25 protein-coding genes are annotated in these 22,977 nt (G+C 47.5%); 18 read left to right on the top strand and 7 right to left on the bottom strand.

All coding sequences use genetic code 11. The features are described from left to right. Window positions 1-221 precede the first annotated feature (221 nt). The 4 genes from QU597_RS17745 (at window position 222) to QU597_RS17730 (ending at window position 4,570) form a co-directional block, all read left to right on the top strand. Window positions 222-977 carry an ABC transporter ATP-binding protein gene (locus QU597_RS17745; protein WP_310829192.1) on the top strand — a complete coding sequence of 252 codons (756 nt, stop codon included), beginning with the start codon at window positions 222-224 and terminating at the stop codon, window positions 975-977. After that, on the top strand, window positions 974-2,914 hold the full coding sequence (locus tag QU597_RS17740; RefSeq protein ID WP_310829191.1) for an FtsX-like permease family protein: 1,941 nt from the start codon (window positions 974-976) through the stop codon (window positions 2,912-2,914). Before QU597_RS17745 ends, QU597_RS17740 begins: the two co-directional genes overlap by 4 nt. 149 nt (window positions 2,915-3,063) lie before the next feature. Then, window positions 3,064-3,675 (top strand): histidine phosphatase family protein, encoded by a 612-nt coding sequence (locus QU597_RS17735; protein ID WP_310829190.1) that lies wholly within the window; start codon window positions 3,064-3,066, stop codon window positions 3,673-3,675. A gap of 13 nt (window positions 3,676-3,688) precedes the next feature. Continuing rightward, window positions 3,689-4,570 carry an alpha/beta hydrolase gene (locus tag QU597_RS17730; protein WP_310829189.1) on the top strand — a complete coding sequence of 294 codons (882 nt, stop codon included), beginning with the start codon at window positions 3,689-3,691 and terminating at the stop codon, window positions 4,568-4,570. Window positions 4,571-4,730: 160 nt separating this feature from the next. On the opposite strand, the gene QU597_RS17725 is transcribed toward QU597_RS17730, so the two are convergent. Together QU597_RS17725 and QU597_RS17720 are read right to left on the bottom strand one after the other, a co-directional pair. Then, window positions 4,731-5,546 carry an alpha/beta fold hydrolase gene (locus QU597_RS17725; RefSeq protein WP_370656194.1) on the bottom strand — a complete coding sequence of 272 codons (816 nt, stop codon included), beginning with the start codon at window positions 5,544-5,546 and terminating at the stop codon, window positions 4,731-4,733. 88 nt (window positions 5,547-5,634) lie between these two features. Continuing rightward, window positions 5,635-5,910: a DUF2087 domain-containing protein gene (locus QU597_RS17720; RefSeq protein WP_310829187.1), complete on the bottom strand. Its 276-nt coding sequence runs from the start codon at window positions 5,908-5,910 to the stop codon at window positions 5,635-5,637. A gap of 198 nt (window positions 5,911-6,108) precedes the next feature. Between QU597_RS17720 and QU597_RS17715 the strand changes: the two genes are divergently transcribed. After that, window positions 6,109-6,666, top strand: a complete 558-nt coding sequence (locus QU597_RS17715; protein WP_310829186.1) for a hypothetical protein — start codon at window positions 6,109-6,111, stop codon at window positions 6,664-6,666. A gap of 7 nt (window positions 6,667-6,673) precedes the next feature. Here the strand turns inward: QU597_RS17715 and QU597_RS17710 are convergent, their stop codons facing one another. Next, window positions 6,674-7,582 carry a LysR family transcriptional regulator gene (locus QU597_RS17710; protein ID WP_310829184.1) on the bottom strand — a complete coding sequence of 303 codons (909 nt, stop codon included), beginning with the start codon at window positions 7,580-7,582 and terminating at the stop codon, window positions 6,674-6,676. Window positions 7,583-7,822: 240 nt separating this feature from the next. Between QU597_RS17710 and QU597_RS17705 the strand changes: the two genes are divergently transcribed. Then, window positions 7,823-8,368 (top strand): NAD(P)H-dependent oxidoreductase, encoded by a 546-nt coding sequence (locus QU597_RS17705; RefSeq protein ID WP_310829183.1) that lies wholly within the window; start codon window positions 7,823-7,825, stop codon window positions 8,366-8,368. Window positions 8,369-8,548: 180 nt separating this feature from the next. Next, window positions 8,549-9,427, top strand: a complete 879-nt coding sequence (locus QU597_RS17700) for an AraC family transcriptional regulator (protein ID WP_310829182.1) — start codon at window positions 8,549-8,551, stop codon at window positions 9,425-9,427. A 69-nt stretch (window positions 9,428-9,496) separates the two neighbouring features. On the opposite strand, the gene QU597_RS17695 is transcribed toward QU597_RS17700, so the two are convergent. Both QU597_RS17695 and QU597_RS17690 read right to left on the bottom strand, forming a co-directional pair. Beyond that, complete coding sequence (locus tag QU597_RS17695) at window positions 9,497-10,270, bottom strand: helix-turn-helix transcriptional regulator (protein WP_310829181.1); 774 nt, start codon at window positions 10,268-10,270, stop codon at window positions 9,497-9,499. Between the two features lie 18 nt (window positions 10,271-10,288). Next, the gene (locus tag QU597_RS17690; RefSeq protein ID WP_310829180.1) at window positions 10,289-10,870 is read right to left on the bottom strand and encodes a LysE family transporter; all 582 of its coding nucleotides are present in this window, start codon (window positions 10,868-10,870) and stop codon (window positions 10,289-10,291) included. A 154-nt stretch (window positions 10,871-11,024) separates the two neighbouring features. Between QU597_RS17690 and QU597_RS17685 the strand changes: the two genes are divergently transcribed. Further along, complete coding sequence (locus QU597_RS17685; RefSeq protein ID WP_310829179.1) at window positions 11,025-11,582, top strand: GNAT family N-acetyltransferase; 558 nt, start codon at window positions 11,025-11,027, stop codon at window positions 11,580-11,582. A 3-nt stretch (window positions 11,583-11,585) separates the two neighbouring features. Here QU597_RS17685 and QU597_RS17680 read toward each other — a convergent pair whose 3' ends face one another. Together QU597_RS17680 and QU597_RS17675 are read right to left on the bottom strand one after the other, a co-directional pair. Next, a complete protein-coding gene (locus QU597_RS17680; protein WP_310829178.1) occupies window positions 11,586-12,422 on the bottom strand; it encodes a DUF6544 family protein in 837 nt (278 codons plus the stop codon). A 7-nt stretch (window positions 12,423-12,429) separates the two neighbouring features. Continuing rightward, on the bottom strand, window positions 12,430-12,894 hold the full coding sequence (locus tag QU597_RS17675) for a MarR family transcriptional regulator (RefSeq protein ID WP_310829177.1): 465 nt from the start codon (window positions 12,892-12,894) through the stop codon (window positions 12,430-12,432). A gap of 259 nt (window positions 12,895-13,153) precedes the next feature. On the opposite strand from QU597_RS17675, the gene QU597_RS17670 reads away from it, so the two are divergent. From QU597_RS17670 to QU597_RS17625, 10 genes are all read left to right on the top strand, one after another. Beyond that, on the top strand, window positions 13,154-14,191 hold the full coding sequence (locus QU597_RS17670) for an ATP-binding cassette domain-containing protein (RefSeq protein WP_310829176.1): 1,038 nt from the start codon (window positions 13,154-13,156) through the stop codon (window positions 14,189-14,191). Further along, the gene (locus tag QU597_RS17665; protein ID WP_310829175.1) at window positions 14,175-14,987 is read left to right on the top strand and encodes an ABC transporter permease; all 813 of its coding nucleotides are present in this window, start codon (window positions 14,175-14,177) and stop codon (window positions 14,985-14,987) included. The genes QU597_RS17670 and QU597_RS17665 overlap by 17 nt, the downstream gene beginning before the upstream one ends. A 201-nt stretch (window positions 14,988-15,188) precedes the next feature. Continuing rightward, window positions 15,189-15,668, top strand: a complete 480-nt coding sequence (locus QU597_RS17660) for a DUF6530 family protein (RefSeq protein ID WP_310829174.1) — start codon at window positions 15,189-15,191, stop codon at window positions 15,666-15,668. A 75-nt stretch (window positions 15,669-15,743) separates the two neighbouring features. Further along, a complete protein-coding gene (locus tag QU597_RS17655) occupies window positions 15,744-16,103 on the top strand; it encodes a GIY-YIG nuclease family protein (protein WP_310829173.1) in 360 nt (119 codons plus the stop codon). 156 nt (window positions 16,104-16,259) lie between these two features. Next, window positions 16,260-16,529 (top strand): hypothetical protein, encoded by a 270-nt coding sequence (locus tag QU597_RS17650; protein WP_310829172.1) that lies wholly within the window; start codon window positions 16,260-16,262, stop codon window positions 16,527-16,529. Further along, entirely contained in the window at window positions 16,526-17,188 is a 663-nt protein-coding gene (locus QU597_RS17645; protein ID WP_310829171.1) for a hypothetical protein, read from the top strand. The genes QU597_RS17650 and QU597_RS17645 overlap by 4 nt, the downstream gene beginning before the upstream one ends. A 43-nt stretch (window positions 17,189-17,231) precedes the next feature. After that, the gene (locus QU597_RS17640; protein WP_310829170.1) at window positions 17,232-17,945 is read left to right on the top strand and encodes an AAA family ATPase; all 714 of its coding nucleotides are present in this window, start codon (window positions 17,232-17,234) and stop codon (window positions 17,943-17,945) included. A 61-nt stretch (window positions 17,946-18,006) separates the two neighbouring features. After that, window positions 18,007-19,224, top strand: coding sequence for a hypothetical protein (locus tag QU597_RS17635; RefSeq protein WP_310829169.1), 1,218 nt, complete (start codon window positions 18,007-18,009; stop codon window positions 19,222-19,224). 529 nt (window positions 19,225-19,753) lie between these two features. Next, on the top strand, window positions 19,754-21,907 hold the full coding sequence (locus QU597_RS17630; RefSeq protein WP_310829168.1) for a peptide ABC transporter substrate-binding protein: 2,154 nt from the start codon (window positions 19,754-19,756) through the stop codon (window positions 21,905-21,907). Between the two features lie 74 nt (window positions 21,908-21,981). Further along, on the top strand, window positions 21,982-22,944 hold the full coding sequence (locus QU597_RS17625; protein ID WP_310829167.1) for an ABC transporter permease: 963 nt from the start codon (window positions 21,982-21,984) through the stop codon (window positions 22,942-22,944). Window positions 22,945-22,977: the final 33 nt, after the last annotated feature.

The following is a 22,977-nucleotide window of genomic DNA, read 5'->3' as shown; positions in this document are numbered from 1 at the left end:
AGATTTTAACCGCATGGCGATTCAAATCAAGGAATCTGTGAACAACAGAGGCCGGATGTCCAATCATTCTCCGCAGTTACGGCGTATGCCCATTCCCCACCTTATTTAGATAACGGGCATGTGACAATAATGTCACATGCCTGTTCATATTGTTCGGCGAATCGCAGGAAAAGAAAGCTGATCCCGCTTATGATGAAATTACAGAAAAGGAGTGGGTGAACATGGTCATTTTGCAAGCCAATAAAATCTACAAAACCTACGGAAATAAATTTAACAAGCAGGAAGTGCTCAAGGGAATTGATCTGCAGGTGAACAAAGGTGAGTTCGTCGGCATTATGGGAGCTTCCGGGTCAGGCAAAACGACTCTGCTGAATGTTCTATCCTCTATTGATCGGGTCAGCCAGGGGACGATTGAGATCGAAGGTAAGGAATTTACGGGGATGAAGGAAAAGCAGCTGGCGGAGTTCCGCAAGCATCATCTCGGATTTATTTTTCAGGAATATAATCTGCTGGATACCCTGACGGTCAAAGAAAATGTGCTGCTGCCGCTCTCGATTACCGGAATCTCCAAGAAGGAAGCGCATGGGAAGTTTGAGCAGGTGGCCGGGGAGCTGGGGATTTTCGAGCTACAGAACAAATATCCGGCGGAAATCTCCGGGGGGCAGAAGCAGCGGACCTCGGCGGCGCGGGCGTTCGTGCATGAGCCGAGCATTATTTTTGCAGATGAACCTACGGGAGCGCTGGATTCCAAATCCGCCTCGGACCTGCTGAATAAACTTGCCGACATGAATAATAAGCGCCAGGCTACGATCATCATGGTTACCCATGATCCTGTAGCGGCTAGTTATTGCAGCCGGGTGGTTTTTATCCGCGACGGACAGATTTACACACAGCTGAACAAGGGTGAAGAATCCCGCCAGTCCTTCTTCAATGATATTATCAAAACCCAGGGTGTATTGGGTGGTGTTCAGCAATGAGCCTGAACTATATCATTTTCCGTAATCTGAAAAAGAATCTTAAAAACTATTACCTGTATGTCTTTGCCCTGATTTTTAGTGTGGCGCTGTATTTCTCCTTCGTTACGCTGCAATTCGATCCTGCGCTGGATGACATTGAGGGTTCGGTCAAAGGAGGGGCAGCCATCGGCACGTCTTCGGTGCTGCTGGTGGGGATCGTCGCAATCTTCCTGCTGTATGCCAATACGATCTTTATCAAGCGGCGCAGCCGGGAGATCGGGCTGTTCCAGCTGATCGGACTTACCAAAGGGAAGATTTTCAGACTGCTGAGCGCTGAGAATCTGATGCTTTATTTCGGATCAATGATTCTCGGTATTGCTGCCGGGTTTGCTGTTTCACGATTGATTCTGATGGTCCTGTTCAAAATCCTGGAGATCGAAGCTATGGCGAAGCTGCGGTTCTCACCTGATGCACTGGTGCGGACGATTGTCGTCTTTGCTGCGATCTACCTGCTGATTATGCTTATGAACTATCTGTTCATCAAAGGGCAGAGTATTTTATCCCTGTTCAAAGCGGGCGCAACGACCCAGACACGCGTCCGCAAAATGCCGCTGTGGGAAATCATTCTCGGTCTCCTGGGCATCACTTTTATTGCTGTGGGGTATTATATTTCAACTCAGCTCTTCAGCGGCAAATTTAAGGAAATGTCCGAACTCATGACTGCGATGATTGTCATCCTCGCTCTTGTGATTATCGGTACGTATCTGTTCTACAAAGGTTCGGTCAGCTTCCTGTTCAATGCCATCCGCAAGAGCAAAAAGGGTTATCTCTCGATCAATGAGGTGCTGTCACTCTCCTCGATTATGTTCCGGATGAAATCAAACGCGCTGCTGCTGACCATTATCACTACGGTATCGGCGCTGGCGATTGGTCTGCTCTCCCTGAGCTACATATCCTATTATTCAGCAGAGGCAACTGCCAAACAAAGCTCACCGCATGATTTCGGTTTTGCCAGGGCAGCAGTGAAGGAAAAGTTTGTACAGGCCCTGGATGCGCAGCATATTGAGTACAAAGAGATAGACATGCATCCGGTTCGGATGGAAGTCGATGCTTCAAAGATTATGGAACATTCGGAGTTTACAGCTCCGGGGGATAATATACTTACGACTTCTGTGGTTAGTGACAGTGATGTCGAAGGGTTGGATCTGAAACCGGGTGAAACCCGGATAGTCGGCTACGGCGGTGCGCTGGAAAAATTCATGTCACTCAGTAAAACCGGTGAGGTGGGGTTCCGGACTGTTAATGACACGATCAAGCAGCAGCTTAACGGGATATCCGAGACGCCGGTGCTGCCCTTCTATTATGGGGAAGGCGGCGGAATCTTCATTGTGGATGAGACTGTATTTAAGGAACTGGAGCAAGTGCGGGATCCTAAGCTGCAGAAAAAGCAGGAGGTGGCGGATTATTACGGCATTGAGTTGACCAACCGCTCACAGATCGATACCGCGAATCAAATCTATATGGACCAGAAACCGCAATCACCAGCCTTCTCCCAGTATGAATATGCGCTGAACCAGCGGACCAATATGGGAATGATTATGTTCATTGTCGGCTTTCTCGGACTGACCTTCCTGATCACCTCCGGCTGTATTCTGTACTTCAAGCAGATGGACGAAGGGGAAGAGGAAAAAAGCGGGTATACCATTCTGCGCAAGCTGGGCTTCACCCAGAGTGATCTCCTGCGCGGAATCCAGTATAAGCAGCTGTTCAACTTCGGCATTCCGCTGGTCATCGGGCTGTGCCACAGCTATTTCGCAGTCAAATCGGGATGGTTCTTCTTCGGAACCGAGATGCTCACACCGATGATACTGGTAATGCTGCTGTATACGGTGTTGTATTCGATTTTCGGATTCTTATCCGTACTCTATTACAAGCGGGTAATCCGGGAATCGTTGTAAATATGTGAGGTGAATAAGGGCAGTTCAGAACGCTTAGGGCGCTTTTGGACTGTCTTTTTTATGTCACAGAGGCGGCAAATATCATAGACATATTTCCAGTAATTACATATCTTTACGAAGACAAGCATGCAGAATTTGGAGGATGAGAGATGTCCATTTATTTGGTTAGACATGGCAGGGATGATGAAGGTTACCGGGGAGGCTGGAGTCAGCGGGGATTGAATGCGGAAGGGTACAGGCAGTCGGAACGGCTGGGGATCTATTTAAAGGAAAATAAGCAACTCTATAATATACACCGGATTGTCAGCAGTGACCTCAGCCGGGCGCTGGATACAGCAGGCGAGATTGCTGCGAAGCTCGGACTTTCGGTAGAGCGGGACAGTGATTGGAGAGAGGCCAATAACGGGGCTGTTGCAGGTATGCCAAATGAGATCGCCGATAAGCGGTATCCCGGTCTATATTTTGCAGGGCTGCGGATGGATGAACGTTATGCAGGCGGGGAGAGTCCGCTTGAATTTTATACACGGATTAAGAATACTTTCGAACGATGGCGCCGGGAGCAGGAGGAGCAGCTTCATCGTGAAAATGTATTAGTCGTAACCCATGGCGGTGTAATCAATGTGGTTTATCATCTGGTGCGGGAGCTGGAGTGGACGAATCTGTCCAAAGAATTCCCGTCTTCGTACACCAGCGTTCATAAAATTGAGCACAGCAGTGGGAAATGGGAGATTGAATTAGCGCATCAAGAAAGAAATACATAGGAGGAACACAGGCATGATTGAGGAAATGATCCAGCTCGGCTCTGTCGGCATAAACGTCAGATATTCGTTACAAGAAGATAAAGAAGTCGTAGTACTTCTTCATTTTAGCGGCGGTAATTTGCATATGTGGAATGGGATTATCCCGCAATTTGCAGAGAAGTACAGCATCATTGCACCTGATTTTCGCGGACACGGCAAATCGGATAAGCCGGAGACCGGATATCATATCGATGATATGGCTCATGATTTATGGTTGTTACTGAAGCTGCTGCAGGTTGAGCACTGTCATATCATAGGAAGCTCGATGGGGGCTGAGGTTGGTCTCAGTCTGGCTGCGGCACATCCGGAACTTGTGCAGTCGCTGATCTGCGAGGGTGCTATCTATAATGAATTTGGTAAGTACGGATTATTTAACGGAACCGCAGCAGAGATTGAACAGAAGAAAACGCTGATGCTGGCCGGGTTGTCGGATAGGCAGGAACGCGTATTTTCAACCATAGAGGAGTATATTGGCGGAGAGCGTGCAGAACTGACAGAGCAAGGGTTTTGGAATGAACATTTTCAGATATTCTTCGAAAATAGTCTGCAGCAGCGGGAAGACGGAAGTTATACCTGCTGCTATAAGAACCATGTGCGAACCGAGTATGTTCAAAAATACTGGGACGTGAAGTTCGAAGACTACTACCAGAACGTAAAATGCCCTGTACTGTTTCTTCCCAGTGAGAAAGAGTGGGCGAATGAGCAAATACGAAGCAGTCTCTATTATTTTGCCGGGCTGCTCGACCGGTATGAGATTGAATGTATAGAAAACTCTGAGCATGCCTATGTCTGGCTGATGCAGCCGGATGAAGCGGGTCAAGCGGCATTGAAATTTATCAGTAAATATAACATGTGATCTGGAAACCGGATTGCTTTCTGAAGAATGCAATAAATAAGGCTGATGTGGATCAGGCAATCCGGATTTTATACAATACACAGCTCCCCTTCAACGGTTATTTGGCAAGCCTTGGTCTGATCAGTTTTTATCCGGCCAGGCAGCTTGGCAGGTTTGCTCTTCAGGATAAAGGGACTGTTACCGGGGGCGGAACAGCAACCGGACAGAATCCGGGGCTGGACTGACATAATTGCCGGGTGAATTCCGGGTCAAGCTTGGCGAGCTCTGCAAAATAGCTGCTGATGATGTGATTAAGGCCGATAGCGCCATTCTGGAAGGTGAGCGTGTTGAGCGCCGGAACATGACTGTAGTAGTAACGTTTTTCCCGTTTGGGCAGCTTATAGATGGTCGGGGGAGCATAGGTTACGGCGTCAAAGGTATTGGCGATACGGTAGCTGCTGCGTACATACATAGTGAATGCTTTTTTGAAGGCCGGATCACCGACACGGGGTGAACCATAGGTGTACAGCAAGGGTGAAGAGAAGACAGTGTTGGCTGCAACATCGACTGCACAAAGGGTAGCAAGTGCTGCACCGAGGCTGTGGCCGGTGATGATTAAGATTTTGCCGGGTGGCAATCCGGCGAGCACTGAGATGATCTCACTCCTGGCTGAAGAATAGATGTCGGTGAACCCGCGATGGGTCAGGCAGTCTTCCTTGATATATTTGAACCTCTTTTGCGAAGCGATGATGTCGGATATCCAGTTGGTGGTCGAGCTGGTTCCCCGAAAGGCAATAATAATTTCCTCTGGCGATTCCAGGATGAACCCGAACCTTTCCCAGATGTTTCCTACTGACTTGGCCATAATTGTATATTGCAGCGAGTAATTAAACGGCACTACGAATGATCCGTCGGGATTACTGAATTGCTCATAGGTCTGACTGCATACAGCCGCCAGAAAGGTTGCCCGCTGCTCAAAGGTTATATTGTTGCCCACCTGCATCCCGCCCTTCTATCTTCCAATTTTGTATGCTGGAATAGGCGGATAGGTGCGTGTACTCTCTTTCAACCGGAAGCCGCTTTGATCACGATTCTTCCGGCCGGGGAATTTTCCAGTACTTCCTGCCGTCAGAGGTTCTGCCCAGAAGGTGGTTGTCAACCAGCTCTCTCCGTAAAAAGCAGTGATCATTAAAGGTGTGATTGTCTTTGATAATCTCATTGATCTCTGCCTCGGTATACTCCACACCTTCTGCAAAATTTGAACTCAAATACTCCACAACGATTCTTTGATTGGTACGTTTGGCGGGCCAACTGCGCAGCTTGCGGTCACGGTCCAAAAAATTATCCAGTTTACTCTTCATGATTGTGTTCCTCCATTTTAATCAATATTTAATTTTATTATAATCTAATTATATATACATCTAATTATAAAGCAAATGTATTTTTCCTGGCATAGTTAAAAATTAAATTTTTGTAGACTTCATGAATGTTTAGCTGCACTACACACGTTCATATGGGATACTTATCCTAAGTAGAACAAGCAATGGAGGATGAAAGGAATGCGGATAGCCAATAAAACAATGGTTGTAACCATTGCTTTAGTGTTAAGTCTGACCGGGTGTTCTAATTTCGGAGTGGAGGGGGACGTTCAGGCGGATCATCAGGAAGTTGGCTCTACGGTTGCTGCTGTTCAGGAGTATGACTTATCTACTCTTGCCTTGGAGCTGCCTGCTGACTGGGAGCTGGATACGGGAGATCAAATGAATTATTTGCTAATAAATGACCGGGGTGAAAAAGTAGGGCGAATCTCTTCAAGTCCATATGTAGCTGATTTTGAATTTAAGCACGCACTGCCCAATCACAGCTCGGTCATTAACGATGAAACGATAAACCTGCCTGCGGGAGTATGCAGATTAATTACTCTGGATGCTGATAACGGGCCAGCAGCATCCGGTGCGACCGGAACTCATAATACATACTACGGGATTGTAACCATCAAGGATAAAGTGATATATATTCTGGAGTTTACGAATCTGGATAAAGATCCGCAGAGCAAACAGCAGTTCATTGATCTCCTGAACAAGATTTCGCTGAAGGAACCGGTCAGCCGGCAGTGAGCCGAGCTTAATTATTCACTTCATTCCACTGCGCCTCAAGCGGAAGCGGGGCGTGATAGGAGGTGTTCGCCTGAATGACTTCAATGAATTTAGACAAGGCGCTGGTCTTCAGCGAAGCCTTGTGGCGGATAAAAATGGTTTTGGTAGAAGCGAATTGGACAGGTACAGTAAAGGATTTCAGCAGCCCTTTTTCTTCATAATTCTGTATAGCCGAATGGGGGATGAACGACACGCCAAGGTCGGCAAGCACCCCGTGGATGATCGAATCCAAATGGTTAAATTCCATGAACCGTACCTTGCCGACTCCCTTGAATTTGAGCCAGCTTTCCAACTGGCCCCGGTTCGGGCAGCCGGAGGAATTCATCAGGAACGGTTTGGTGAGCAGGCTTTCTATATTTTCGTATTCCGGCCGGGCGACGATCACCAAATCCTCGTTTATTTCAAGCTCTTTGATGATATTGTCGTCGTTAATGGCCTGAAGCTTCACGAAAGCGCCATCCAACTCATAACGAAGAACCTTATTCAGCAGCTCATCGGTTGACCCGGTGAAGAGTGACAAATCCACTTCAGGATAAGTTTTATGATATTTAGCTAAAACTTCCGGGAGGTGCAGGGAAGAAATGCTTTGATAAGCGCCCAGGGCCAGACTGCCCGAAGGGCCGGCGGTTTCGCTAAGGGCTCTGCCCGCATCATCCAGCAGATGCAGAATCTGCCCGGCATAGGTCAGCAGCATCTCTCCTGCAGGTGTCAGAATCATTCCGCGCTGCCGGTAGAAGAGAGGTGTCTTCAACTCAGCCTCCAGCTGCTGAATTCTGGCGGTAACATTAGATTGGACATAGCCCAGGCTTAAGGCGGCTTTGGTAATGCTGCCCTCAAGCGCGACAGCACGGAAAATTCTCAATTCACTGCTTTCCATCCTCTCAGCTCCTTCGATGTATCATTATTTATGAATGTTAGAATCATTTATAATCATTTTACGTGATGCTTGTTATGTTGTAAATTAATAATCAAGACACAGTCCTCCAAATCCTTGGCAGTTACAGAATACCTGGCCAAAGCGCACTAAGGTGGATGAAGGTAAGGTATCTATTTAGAGAGTATTGATTTTTATCATTAGTAGAATGATTGTTCTCAAAAAAAGCGAGGAGAGATGAAAATGAAAACACTAGTTATCGTTGCCCACCCGAATTTGGGGGATTCAAGAATTAATCAGGCCTGGACCCAAGCGCTGCAGGCACAGGAGGATGTGACCGTACATGTACTTTACGGCGTATATCCTGACGGTAAAATCAATGTTGCGCGGGAGCAGCAGCTGCTGGACAGCCATGACCGGATTATTTTTCAATATCCGCTCTACTGGTACAGCACCCCTCCACTTCTCAAGCAGTGGTTCGATGAAGTGCTGGAGCATGGCTGGGCATTTGGAATCGGTGGAGATCATTTACAGAATAAAGAAATCGGCGTCGCTATCTCTACTGCCGGTACTGCGGCATCTTATCAGCCTGAAGGCTCCAACCTGTTCACCATACAGGATATAACTAAGCCGGTAGCGGCACTTGCCAACTATGTCAGTGCTGTTTACCTTCCGCCGTTCGTCCTGCATGACGCCCGTAATGTGACAGATGAACAGCTGCTGGCTAGCTCAGCTGCCTATTTACAGCATCTTGCTGAGGTTCAGCCGTTACATGCTGAGTTAAGATAAAATCTCCGTACCGTCACTATTTTTATAGATCGAACCAGAAGTCATAAATAGTATTGATGTAGTCTTACAGAATGCGATAGAATCATATATCCAAGACAATTCCGTCAATACGGTGCACGAACTATCGGAGTCGAGCGGCTTGATTTTGTTAATCTGGACTTGAGGAAAGGAGGAAGCTGCATGAATCCGCTGGAGGATATGAATAAAGCGCTCGCCTATATTGAGGAGCAGCTGTCGGGTGAAGTTGACTATAAGGAAGCAGCAAGGCGGGCGATGTGCTCGGAGTATCATTTTAAGCGGATGTTTTCTTTTCTGGCCGGAATCCCGCTGTCTGAATATGTGCGCCGCAGACGCTTGACGCTGGCAGCCTTTGAACTGCAGCATAGTTCTTTTCGGATCATCGACATCGCTGTCAATTACGGTTACAGTTCACCCGATGCCTTTACCAAGGCTTTTCAGCTCTTTCATGGAGTAACGCCTTCCGAAGCCAGAGTGACCGGTCAGCTGCTCAAGGCCTTTCCTCGGATGACGTTTCAATTAACAGTCCAGGGAGGAAATGAAATGAATTACCGTATGGAAGAGAAGGAAGCATTCCGCATTGTAGGTCTTCATAAAAGAGTGCCGATTATTTTCGAGGGCGTGAATCCGGAAATTGCGGCCATGTGGGGTAGTTTGAATATGGAGATGATCAGCCAGCTTAAAGCTCTCTCCAACACAGTACCCCAAGGAATGATCAGTGCTTCTGTGAATTTCTCAGAGGGCCGGATGGAGGAAAAGGGAGAATTGGATCATTATATCGGCGTGGCTACGACACTGGATTGTCCGGAGCCCTTCTCACAGCTGGAGGTGCCTGCCGCTACCTGGGCTGTATTTGAAGCCGTGGGTCCTTTTCCGGATACACTGCAAAATGTTTGGGGAAGAATCTACTCTGAGTGGTTCCCTTCCTCACATTATGAGCTGGTGGAAGGGCCGGAGATTTTATGGAATGAAAGTAAAGATACATCATCACCCGCATACAGAAGCGAGATTTGGATCCCTGTAGTGAAAAAAACTGAGTAGCACAAATAGAAGCTCCCGGATGATCCGTTGATCCCGGGAGCTTCTGCTGGTTACCGCTAAGAATACCGTTTAGTTAAGCTGTGACATATATTCGTACGCGGTAACGCCGAACATGCTTTTAAAATGCCTGTTCAAATGGGTTAGATCGAAAAACCCGCATTCCGCTACAGCTGCATAGATATCTTTGGTTTGTTCGATGGAGCGCTTAGCGTATTCTACTTTGCAATTCAGAAAAAATTGATAAGGCGAAATGCCGGCATGCTGCTTGAAACCGCGGATAAACTGGAATTTGGATATGCCGAATTCGTTGCTGAGATCTTCCAGCTTCAGCACCTGGTTAAGGCTGCCCATCATCATCTCTTTAGCCCGTTCGACAAACTGGTTATCCGTTCTGTGAGCTGTATCTGCTGACGTATGGGCTAGACGCTCAACAAGGGAGAGCAGCAGTTCACTGCATAAGGACTCCTCTTGGCCGGTTTGGACGGCTTCCGCGAGCGAGCAGATGCAGCGCGCTAACCACCGGTCATATACAATAGGGGTGTTGAACCGGAGCTCCTTACTTCCGAGTATCTCTGAGACCAATTCGGGCCTAAGATAGAGCATGACATAATCAATGCCGGCCCGGTCATAAGCGCTGCCGTCATGATACTGCTCACGGTTGAAAAGCATAACGCCATTCCGGTACGAAGACTGAAAACTGCCGCTCAGATTGTACTGCTGGATGCCGCGTAAGGTCACACCGACTGCATATTCTTCGTGGCAGTGCTTTTTATAGGTGAAGTCGCTCATGCTGGCGGACAGAGCCAGGATATCCTCCGATTTTTTATAAATAAACTGTTCCACTGCGTGCACCTCCAATCGCTATAGAAGCCCCGAAACCATTAAGGCCGAGTATACCAGAAAAAGCGCCATAATCGTGTTCGCCGCCCGCTGGTGATTCAGCAGAAACGATCTGAATAATGAGCCGAACATAAGCCAGGCTACAAAAGCCAAAAATCCGATAACAGTTATAATAATAACGAATACAGTCAAGATAAGCGGCGAACTGTAATAAGGCAGCACATAGCTCGGGATCACGGTTAAGGTAAATAAGATAACCTTGGGATTGACAAACTGCATCAGTAAGCCGGAAGCGAAGCTGGACGGATGCTGCTCCCGGGATTCCGCCGAACCCATCCGGCAGATTTGATACGCCAGATAGAGCATGTACAGACAGCCAACGATCTGCATGATGCTAAGTATATTTGGCAGGATACCGGCAAGCATCCGGTTCAGGATGGCGGAAACGCCAAGCAGCAGGCCGAAGGCCATCGTCGCACCGATCACATAATTCATTGCCTGCCTCATGCTGTAATGCTGGACGGATGAAAGAATGACGATATTGGTGGGCCCGGGGGTAAAAGTAACAATAATACAGTAAACGAGAAAAGCGGTTAGATTCATGCTGACCTCCTGATTGATAGTCAACAAGAATCGTACACCTTCCCGCCTGGAGGCTTATAGTATATTATTGCAGAATATCTACTCCACACACCAGATCATTTTGTGTACACTTACCTTAAGCAGCAGCTTAATCTGGTCTAGAGGTGTCTTAGAAATGCATATGAAGCTGACTATAAGCAGGCTAACGCCTGAGGATAAAGAGGCGGCAACCCGGATTTTTGAAATTTCAATTACGGATGCCTTTGAACAAGAGGGGCTTGGCGATTTGTACGAGGATATTCAAAACGAAATTGAGTGGAAAAACAAGCTTGTGCTAAGCTCGCTCTCGGGTGACAACCCGGACAACTTTTTTATGCTTGCCAAGCTGGACGGTACAGCTGCCGGAACTATTTCCTTCGGTCCCTGCGGCGAGGATATCCGGGGGTGTACAGGCGGTGAGCTGAATGATACAGGTGAGCTGGGCAGTTTATACGTGTTGCCGCAGTTTCAGGGCCAGGGTGTGGGCTCAGCGCTGATTAAAAGCATGGCTGCGTGGCTTAGGAGGCAAGGGATACAGCAGTTTTGCCTGGACAGCGGCTATAAGCGCGCGCAGCAGCGATGGCTCAGAAAGTTCGGGGTGCCGTATAAGACGGTTCAGCACTACTGGGGCCGTGGTAATGATCATATGATATGGTTATGCAAAGTGAAGGACTTTACAGAGACTGCCGAATAGCAATCAACGATACTCTAATTGAAGATTGTCACTGTCAAAGTACACAAGATCTCCCTGCTCATAATGCCATACCGCTTTTAGGTGCGTGGGCTGCCGGATGCCGCCAGTAATTTTATAATCATCCATATAGGCGGTCCATTTCACCTTGTGTTTAGAGCCGTCCATCCCGATAGCCGTGCGGTCTTCCGTCGAGAAGGAGCTGCATTCCCCGTTCTCACGAAAACTGAAGATTCCGCTGGCGGTAATGCCGTAACGGGAGATAATAGCTTCCGCATGCAGATCGTCTACCCTCTTCCAGGTAATGTAGCTTTGCAGTGCAGCGCTAGGCAGCAGCATAACCTCTGACAGAAAGGTGACCAGACTTGCCTGATCCATTTCACCGCCACGCTGGTTAAACAGAGTAAACGTTTTGCCGAGAACGCCCTTCATGCCGCCTTCACCCCCTACATAGGAATCAAGCCCCTGAAAAGGAACACCATACATGGAAGTGTCAATAAAAGCTATTCTGGCGGGCAGCTCTACAAAGTTGTATTGAGTATAATCTATGTTGATAGGAGTTTTGCGCGGACTCAGGATGAAATCAACCTTACGGAAATCGGCCTTCATCGAGGACATCTGGGGAATTCCGGTAAATCCGGCAGTTTCAAAATACTTCCGGACAGGCGGCGGCAGCACAGCCCAATCCTCCTTGGTGAATACTTTATCCGGCACAGCTGGTGTACCCTCAAGCAACCCGGAGGCTAACCTCTGAAATTCAGCCTTGGTTTTGGAGTAGGGAATATGCCAAAAGACAACTATAGCGGTAACGAGACAGACAAAAATAATGATCAGCAGGATCATAATTGTTTTACTCCTTTTCTTCATCTGGGGATCCAGCTTCCATCCGGGCAATGTTATCAGTGAGCTTGGTCAGACCCGTGAACAGTCCGCCAGTCAGTTCGGCATTGAAATCCTGGAACAAATCGTCCATGAACTGTTCTTCCTCCCGGTTTCTACCCGCAAAATAAACCATACATTCTTCGGTAAGCCGTACACGCAGAATCCGTGCATCTTTTTCATCCTTCGAGAGCACCACAAATCCCTGCTTCTCCAGCAGAAGGGCCATTTTCTTGACATTCTGCCTGGAGCTGCCGATCATCGCAGCCAGATCGCTTAAGGCGGGTGCTGGTGAACCGCTCTTTAAAATAACAGCAATCAGCAGCCACTGTTTCATTGTGATCTTCTCATCCAGCTTATCACCCAGCACCTGAAGACGGTTGGCGAGCGTAAGGAAGGCGCCGAGGATGTAAGCTTGCTGTTCTTGTTCGTCCATTAGGTATTTCTCCTTTCATAAAAGGTAACCTGTTACATATTTATTATATGTAACAGGTTACCTTTTTGTCTATAGTTATTTATTCCGTTTTCTACGTCCGGGGGCGGAGGGCAAAATGGTCTTGCAGACCGTTAAGCAGCTCAGTAATCAGGCTTATAATGAACAGGACTGATGGGCCGAAGAATACATACACGTTTATATTCAGTTTAAATAAGGGATTTATGATCCTTATATATTAGTTGTGTAGGAGGAGTAGCAAATGAGTCAACAAACCAAAAAAGCGCCGCAGCAAGCAGAATTAGCCATCGATGCTCAGGGGCTGGTCAAGGTGTTCGGAGACAACCGTGCGGTAGATGGGGTGGATCTTAAGGTAGCCACCGGTTCCATCTACGGGGTGCTCGGGCCTAACGGGGCCGGGAAAACGACAGCGATCCGCATGCTGGCTACCTTATTGCGCCCGGATGGCGGATCCGCCAGAATCTTCGGGCATGATGTGGTGAAGGAGCCGCAGATCGTACGGCAATTGATTGGGGTAACCGGACAATACGCGTCCGTCGATGAGTCGCTCAGCGCAACCGAGAATCTGGTGATTTTCTCCCGGCTGCTTGGACTGGGCCGTGCGGAGTCCCGGCGTAAAGCAGCGGATCTGCTGGAGGAATTCGGACTGACCGAAGCCGCCAAGCGTCCGCTCAAGCATTTCTCCGGCGGGATGCGCCGGCGGCTGGATCTGGCCGCAAGCCTGATCGCCCAGCCGCCGCTGATTTTCCTGGATGAGCCGACTACGGGGCTTGACCCGCGGACCCGCAACCAGATGTGGGATACGATCCGCCGGCTGGTGGGCTCGGGTTCAACGGTCCTTTTGACCACACAGTATCTGGAGGAAGCGGATCAGCTGGCAGACCGGATAGCGGTTATTGACCACGGAAGAGTGGTCGCCGAAGGTACCGTTGATGATCTGAAATCCTCTGTCGGCAGCTCATCGCTGCACTTAAGAGTGGAGAATCCGCAGCAAATTATAGTTGCCCGGCAGACTGTTGAACGGGTGCTGCGGGTTCAGGCCGCTGTATCCGCAGAAGCCGCCAAGATTACTGCGCCGATGGGCAATGCGGACGAGGTAACCGATTTGCTGATCGCCCTTCGTGCAGCGGGAATCCCCTTATCCGAAATGAGTGTACAGAAGCCGACCCTGGACGAAGTATTTCTGTCCCTGACCGGCCATGGTGTAGAGGATAGTGCAGCACAGGTACCAGGAAAAGATAATAAAGCGGGGGGACAACAATATGAGCACATTAATTAAGCCGGGGGCTGAGCGCCAGTTGAAGAATCACTCCAGCTTCGGCCAGGCGGTCCGCAATTCCCTGACCATGGCTTACCGGGGGTTGTTAAAAATCAAGCGTACCCCTGAGCAGTTGTTTGACGTAACGTTTCAGCCGATTATTTTCACCCTGATGTTTACCTATATTTTCGGCGGAGCGATCTCTGGTGACGTGGTTAGCTACTTGCCGGTAATCATTCCAGGAATCCTGGTGCAGACGGTCATCACCACCTCCATCGTTACTGGCGTGCAGCTGCGTGAGGACATGGAAAAAGGAGTGTTCGACCGTTTCAAATCACTTCCGATCTCGCGGATTGCACCACTTGCGGGAGCTCTGCTCGCAGATACGGTCCGCTATACCATCGCAACGGTGCTGACCTTCGTTATGGGGTATCTCATGGGCTATCGTCCTGAGGGCGGGATCGGTTATGTTGCGGTTGCTGCATTGCTGGTAATCGCCTGCTCCTGGGCTATCAGCTGGATCTTCGCGTTCTTCGGTGTAATCGCCCGTACAGCTTCAAGTGTGCAGGGGATATCCATGATCGTGCTGTTCCCGCTTACGTTCCTCTCCAATGCCTTTGTGCCGGTCGATACTATGCCTGACTGGCTCCAGTGGTTCGTCAATATCAACCCGATTTCCCACCTGGTAACGGCTGTCCGTGAGTTAACCAATAACGGAACAGCAGGTTCGGATCTCGTCTTCTCCCTGGTCGGTGCTGCGGTTATTGTGGCTATCTTTGCACCCATCACCGTCCGCGCTTACATGCGCCGCACCTAATTTTCAATGGCCATCCAGAGGCGGTAATTAGAAGCAAAGGTAACGACAACACTCAGAGGTACTCCAAAAAGCTTCTGCAGCATCTGCTGCAGAAGCTTTTTTTTGCGGGATTGACAGATGATGGAATGAGGGGTATTATGATTTTGGATTTAGTAAATTAGTAATTTAGTAAATTAGTAAATACAAATGGAGCGTGTAGAGATGAAAATTCCAACTACCTTAAAACATAAACCTGTGATCGTATCCGAAAATTATGAGCAGGTAGACGGCCGTTATGCCGGCAATACTGATGCCCAGGGGCTGTCCCTCGGCTTAGCCCAGTGGAATGACCGGGGAAAGGTCGATATCTCAGCTAAAGTATGGAGACATACAGGGGAGAAGTGGTCTAGACAGTCGGAAGAGCTGCCGATGCACCGTGTGCTGGATCTGGCGATCCTGATCTGCAGAAGCAGCTTATATTTCCAGGATGCTTACCGTATGCCCAAAATGTATGACCCGGAGGACACGACGATTGACCGTATAGGTCTGCAGGGAGATGCCATGAATGTGGCTGTGTGTACCGATAATCCAATGATTGATAATGATATTAAGCTGTTTGCCCAAGCGCTTGGCGAAGACGGTGAAATGATAGGTGAACGGCTAAGTGTATTATCCCGGGTACTGAAGGAGATGGGCTATTAGGACATCCGCTGACCAACTTAAGCCTGAAGCCTGGTTATAGAAGTAATCCCGACAAAACTTTGAGGAGAGAATAACGTGGACAAGAGCAAGCGTAAGGAGCTACAAGAGGAATTCAAGCAGATTAAAACATACATGGGTGCCATCCAAATCACCAATAAGCTCAGCGGTAAAATCTACATTGATACCTTTTCCAACCTGAAGAACAAATGGCTTACCCTCCAGATGCAGCTGGATATGGGCCGGTTCGCAAATGCAGAGCTGCAAAAGGACTGGAAAGAACTTGGGGCAGAGAATTTCGGCTATGAAGTGCTGGAGGAGAAGGAAACTGACGAAATCGCCGATGTGAAATGGGAATGTAAGGTGATGCTGAAACGGTGGCTGGAGAAATTGCAGCCCTATGAAGACAAAGGCTACAATAAACCGCTGCAGAGATAATAGGTAAAACGGCTGTAAGGGCTCCTCCGGGAACACCAGCGGCCGTTTTTTTATTCTACACTCCAACACTCATACATGAGATAGTTCAGCATATACCGAAACTTCCAAATTTAGGAGGCGTATTAATGGGAAAGGCGCTAGAAGGAGGCATCGGGAATGGCAAACGGGGCAAAAAGGTTTTTTAAGATTTTTTCCAAAAATATGAAAGAGTTAACAGCAGCAGCCCCCTATCAGGTGAATGGTCTGCGTGTGATCTGCGTGCACTGTCAATATGATAAATTCGATCATGGCTATGCGCAGTTGAATACAGCTTTACTAAGTTTCTTGAATCTTGATTTCGCTAACCGTTCAGCGAATATATTGACCTGCGACCGCTGCGGGTATGTTCATTGGTTCAACAAAGACATTAAGAAGGTGCGGACATGAACAGCAAGCGCAAATTTGCCGGATTCGGTGCGTGTTTACTATCGGTAATCCTGCTGTTCACCGCATGTGATTCCAAGTCCGAAAAGCTGTCCGTTAAGGAAGCTGAAACAATTATTCAGGAGTTGCTGGGTCAGCAGGAAGCCAGTCTGGTTAGTGAGCTGAATGAGATTACACCTCCTGAGGTCTGGTCAGAGACTAAACATCAGATTTTTAAAGACAGCAGCAGCTTAGAAACCTTTGTTGTCGCTGAAGGGAAGGCTGCGGTGCTGGGAAATGGGTTCGGTGCTTATGGGGTAACGAGTGTTGTGCCTTACGATATCAATAATGACGGGACCATGGATCTCGTGTATGCTTATTCCTTCGGGTCCGGAATTCACCGTTCGCTGGTTTCCTGTATGGACTTAAGCACGATGAGTGAACGAGGCATCCGGAGTAAAAACGAACATACAGGCTTCCGCACCGAAGATTTAATTTTGAAGCGGGAAGGCCGCAAAATAATTGCTTATCAGATTGATAACAAGCAGAATAAACAGGACGTGAACGAGGCTCTGCTGAAATACCCATCGAAAAAGGATATTCAATCGATGAAGCTGAAGCAGGACAGCGTTCTCTTCCTTGAGAATAATCAGCTGTTCTATGAAGCTGTAGACGTGAAGTAACCGGGACACTGCCTTTTCATAACATAGGTTTGGAGATGATTACATGTTCCTGCGAAGTGTGGAGATTCTACCGAAAAATGATACGGATCTTTCCCGCTATCCATTTACCATATCAGCCCTGAAAAATCTGCACCGTCTTGAATTCAAGACGAATGTTACCTTTCTGGTTGGCGAAAACGGATCCGGAAAGTCCACCCTGCTCGAGGCAGTCGCTTATCAGTGCGGATTTAATACCGCAGGCGGAGGCAGGAACAATACTTACGAGGTAGATGCTTCTCATTCGGCGCTGGGGGATCACCTGCGTTTATCCTGGCTGCCCAAGGTAACCGACGGTTTCTTTCTCAGGGCGGAGACCTTCTACCACTTTGCTTCACATATCGATACAATGCCTTCAAGTTTAAGGTATTATGGGGGGCAGTCATTACATGAACAGTCCCATGGTGAGGCGTTTTTGTCGCTTTTTAAGCACCGTTTCGGAAAAAAGGCGATCTATCTGCTGGATGAACCCGAAGCTGCGCTATCACCAGCCCGGCAATTGTCATTGCTTCGAATCATTAAGGATCTGGAGAAAGAAGCCCAGTTTATCATCGCAACGCACTCCCCGATTCTGCTGGGCTATCCGGATGCCCAAATCCTGAACTTTGACAGTCAGCCTGCTTCAGAGATTCAGTATGAAGACACACTGCACTACATCCTTACTAGACGTTTTCTCGAAAACCGGAAGGCAGTATTGCGGGAGCTGTTTAGTGATGAATAGGGCGGAGGAATGTTATACAGCAAACGAATGAGACCCATCAATAACGCATAGGAGGCTGAGGATGAAGCTGTACAAGCTAATCATGTTTCGACTGTCCAAAAAAGACACACCGCCAGTGCTGGCTGCAAAAGTACTCGAAACACTTAGGGAACACGGTGAGCAGACGGCGGATATTAAATTTTATCTCTCCGATTCATCTTCTATGAGTGCTTCTGGAATAGAACGAGTGCTAAAACATGCACCTATGCTTAATAAATATAAGTTTCCGGTACCAAGTGAACCAGAGAGGTTTGAACCCCCTTATGCTATGTCTAACTTGTCTGAGGATTGGGACAGCTGTAATTTGAATGGCTGCACGGACCCGCTGTCGCCAGAACTGATGGTTGAGATTATTAATGGGATACCCCGGCGGTTTCCTATAAATGAGGCGACTTTCATTATAGACAGTCTTTCCATTCTGCGGTCGTCCCCAGAGAAGGCTGCAACCCGTCCGGTTCCTTATCACGCAAAAGGAGATTTTAGAACGGACTGCCGATTTTATGCGGGTTCTCCAGTTAACCTTAATACATATCCCTCACCATGCATTATTTTACAGAGCAATTGGTGGATTACAGGGAGGCAGAACTTTCTGTATGCTATTGTTGAACTGGACGAAGAAGATATTCCTGAAGGGGCAGACAGTCTTCAAGCGAAGACAAGTACGTTTGTTAAGAATCTGGGGGAAATAGAGTATGAAGCGCCGTTTGCGGTTCCTTCTACGCTCGCAGAGAGTACAATTATAAAGGACAAACTCCTTATAGGGCAGCAATGGATTGAGAGCAAATATTCAGATCAGGGCCATCTTCCCCAATTCCAGTACCCTCACTCATTGGCGGGCCTGTCTCTTCAAATTCACAGGGAAGGACCCATTTCCGTAAAGAAAGCTGTTATACATAACTTCAGCCGGCTAGGCTTCGCATATATTCCAAAGTATAGCGGTCATGGACGGAATACGATGGTTAAAAAGACGGGAAACTATAACCGGATCATGTTAACTTTTACAGTTGATAAGTGGGGACACTCATTATCTTGTGAATGCAGTATTGAAGGCCCGTTATGGAAACATCAGATGAATATTCCCTGTTCGAATAACTGGTATTTAAATGTCTATTTAAATAAGCAGACCGATGTGGAGGAGATTGTTGAGAATATGGCGGCTGTATATCATAATCTGGAGCTGGATCTTATACCAAAAATAGATGAATTATATGGTGAAGCCCCTGCCTGGTATACCTATTAATAAAGCTTCCCTTACTTATCCTTTATAGTTCATAAACGAAAATAATTCTGATAAAAGCCGCGCGCAGTGCGGCTTTTTTTATGCGGATTCGGCAATTTACCTGGTTAGCCTATGATCTGACCCTGTAGATTTAGTGCTGGCCGGTGTTTCTGCTACATAAAGTTTCCTTAGGTTTTGAAAAAAACAGAAATAAGTTAGTTTAATTTATATGATTTTTAACGAAAAAAGTTGATAATTTGTCGAAAACGTAAATTTTGTTAGTCTAAAATTATTATGAATAGTTATACTAACGGAAATTGAATTCCATTTTTTTCTTGACATGAAACAGTAATAAAATTACAATTGAAGCGGTTACATAGGTATTATACGGGAATAAATGTTAGGTTGTGTGTTATTATTGTCAAATCGTGTTTGCGATTAATTTAGGAGGTGAGTATGCGGAAGTATCATATTGATAGTATAAATGATAACGAAGTGATAACGTGTTAGGTTTATTTTGAGTAACATATTTAAGGGGGATCGCTTGAGGATGAAAAAGAAGAATGCTATTCTCGCGCTTATTCTGTCATTTGCTATGCTTTCGGTGACTGCATGCAACAACAACTCAAATAATGCTAACGGCAATAGTGGCAGCGGCAATGATGGGAGCAAGCCGGCCAGCACCAATAGTGCGTCTAACACGAAGAATAATTCAGGAGAATCCGCTCCTAAAAATGAAAGCGCTTCTGATCCAGAGATTAAGGCAGGAAGCTCGGTGACTGTTTTCAATCCGAAGATGCCTACACTGGATCCAACGCAGTGGCAGGGCCAGATTCTCGTTGAACAAGGTACTTTGCTCGAAGGCCTGTATGGATACAATCAAAACAATGAAATTGTCCCTAAGATTGCTACAGGATATACAGTCTCTGAGGATAAAACGACCTGGACGTTCACACTCCGAAAGGATGCCAAATGGTCCAACGGTGATCCGGTTACTGCCAATGATTTTTATTATTCCTACATGTACCAGCTGGATCCTAAAAATACGACCGCACAGCTGTGGCTTAGCGTACTTAATTTTGTAAAGAACTCTTACGCTTATCACGCAGGTTCGGTAAGTAAAGAAGAAGTCGGACTCAAAGTAATTGATGATTATACTTTAGAGATTACTACTACGCTGCCTCATGCGATTCTGGGAGATCTGGTGCTGGCCGGGGCGATGCCGATGAATCCAAAGGTTGTTGACGCGCATCCGAGTGACTGGTTTGCACCAGAGAACTTTGTCAGCAACGGTCCGTATATGGTCAAATCATTCACACCTAACGGAGAGCTTGTAATGGTAAGCAACCCTAATTATGTGGGTGTGAAGGATCAGCTGAACCGCGGGAATGTGGAAACGATCCATGTGCTCCCGGCCACAACCGTACCGGTAGAAGATTACATGGCTGGTAAAACCGAGGTAGCACTGGTACAGACCACATCGGATTTGCAGTATGTGAAGTCACATGACCTGAATTCAGAGCTGTTCACAGCACCAAACTATGCCATCAAGTACCTGGAATGGTCCAACCCGACTACGGAATCCCCGTACGACAAGAAGGAAGTCCGTCAGGCGATTGCCAAAGCCATCCAGCGTAAACCGATTGTAGAATCGGTTCTGAATGGTATGGGCGGAGTAACCAATGTGTTCGCATCACCAGGCTGGCCGACGGAGAAGCTTGAAAAAGGAATTGAAGAGGATCTGGATGGAGCTAAACAGATGCTCAAGGATGCCGGATTTGAAGGCGGCAAAGGTTTGCCGAAGCTAATTCTTTATATTGGTGTTAAGCAAGTGGATCCGCAAGGGGAATCCATTGCCCTGGCGCTTGGTCAGGAGTTGCAGCAGGGACTCGGAATTACAACGGAAATCAAACAGTTGAACGAAACCCAATTCAATGCCTATCAATATAACGGCCCGCAAGCGGATGCCGAACCAGGATTTATCCTGGCTTCCGGGGCAACGAACTGGAGCGAACCGGGAAGTCTGGATATGGGTGCAACGCAGCAGCTGTATTCCATCGGTACACTGGATGCACCGCTGGAGGCTACGCAGAATTTCGTGAACTGGAGCAAGGAAGTCTACTATAAACCTGCTATTGAACAATACGGAGATCCTAATGACGCGAAGGTTGGCGTGGAATGGAGCGATTGGGCTAAGCTTGAACAGGCGGCCAAAGAAGATATCGCTTATTTGGATGAATGGACTGCGAAACAGCCTGCAGAGTGGCAGCCTTATCTGAATCCTAAGGGAGTGCCAACACGCGCCGAGCAGTGGCAACAGATCGTGGATGTATGGAAAAATGCGAAGACGAATGATGAGAAACATGCCGCTTTTGTGAGTGCTTGGACCTTTATTGCCCCGAATGCGCCGGGCGGAAAACTGAATCAGAATGCGCTGGATGTTCAGGTGTACTATAACAAGACACAATCGGATGATTTAAGAGACTTGAGAATGTGGCAGGCAGAGTTCGTCAATGCATTGACTGTTGAAGATGCAGCACCATTTGCCGCTAAGGTTATCAATAACCTGATTGACAATGCCTACGCCATCCCGCTGTTCTATCAGCAGCAGTTCTTCCTGGTGAAGCCGGGCATTACGGGTGTGCAATCGAATCCTTGGGCATGGGGTAACTTCTACGGACTGCACTTCTTATCGGTAAAATAGTCAAAGAAAACTGAATAGTCACCAATCAGGGGCACCTCTTCCGGTGCCCTCTGACCGGTAAGGGAGGCTCGGGAATGACTGTAGCAAAGTTTGTGTTAAAGCGCATAGTTCAGATCATTATCACATTGATGCTTGTCATCACAGTCAGCTATATTATGATGTATTACTCGCCAGGCGGCTTCATGAACAGCAATATTATGGCTACGGTACTTGCTCCGCTGCAAGGACAAAACCCTGTTCTTTATCATAAAATCATGGAACAATTCGAAAGCCGGTATGGTTTGAATTTGCCGCTTTGGCGACAGATCCTAAAGTATATTTGGCATGAATTAACCTTCAATTTCGGAAATTCGATGCAGAATCCTTCCCTGAAAATTGCAGATCAGCTGAAGCAATCTTTGCCGATCAGTGCACTTTTAGCCTTTGGTTCAGTGCTTTTGTCCGTAATTATTGGTGTTCCGCTCGGCATTATAGCCGCCTTGAAACGGAATACATGGATTGATTATGTAGTTAGTACAATCTCACTCGCGGGTCAAGCCATCCCTGCGTTTGTTCTCGCGGTAATTATGGTTCTGCTGTTCGGGGTTGTTTTTCAAGGGATATTGCCTGTAACTGGCTGGGGGACATGGAAGGATGTCATTCTTCCGGTGATCTGTCTGGCTGCGGGGAACATTGGTGTGGTGGCCAGATACATGCGGGGAAGCCTGATCGAAACCTTGCGGCTGGATTACATCCGGACGGCGAAAGCCAAAGGAGTGAAATACTGGCCGATGGTTTTCAAGCATGGTGTTAAAAATTCGCTGACAGCGATGATTACCGTCATTGGACCCCAGTTTGCATTTACGGTCATGGGAACGATCTGGGTTGAGCAGATTTTTGCCATTCCGGGGCTCGGACAGGTGATGCAGACGGCGTTCACCAGTTTCGACTATCCGCTTGCGATCACTTCAGTCTTTTTGCTCGGTTCCATGATTATGGTCATCAATTTATTGGTGGATATTGTTTATGCCTTGATTGACCCCCGGGTCAAATTATAAACCAATGGAATGCATACGATCTTAGGAGGGGGA

Source organism: Paenibacillus pedocola (assembly GCF_031599675.1).
Lineage (GTDB): Bacteria > Bacillota > Bacilli > Paenibacillales > Paenibacillaceae > Paenibacillus_AQ > Paenibacillus_AQ pedocola.
This window is presented reverse-complemented; position numbering and strand designations above follow the sequence as displayed.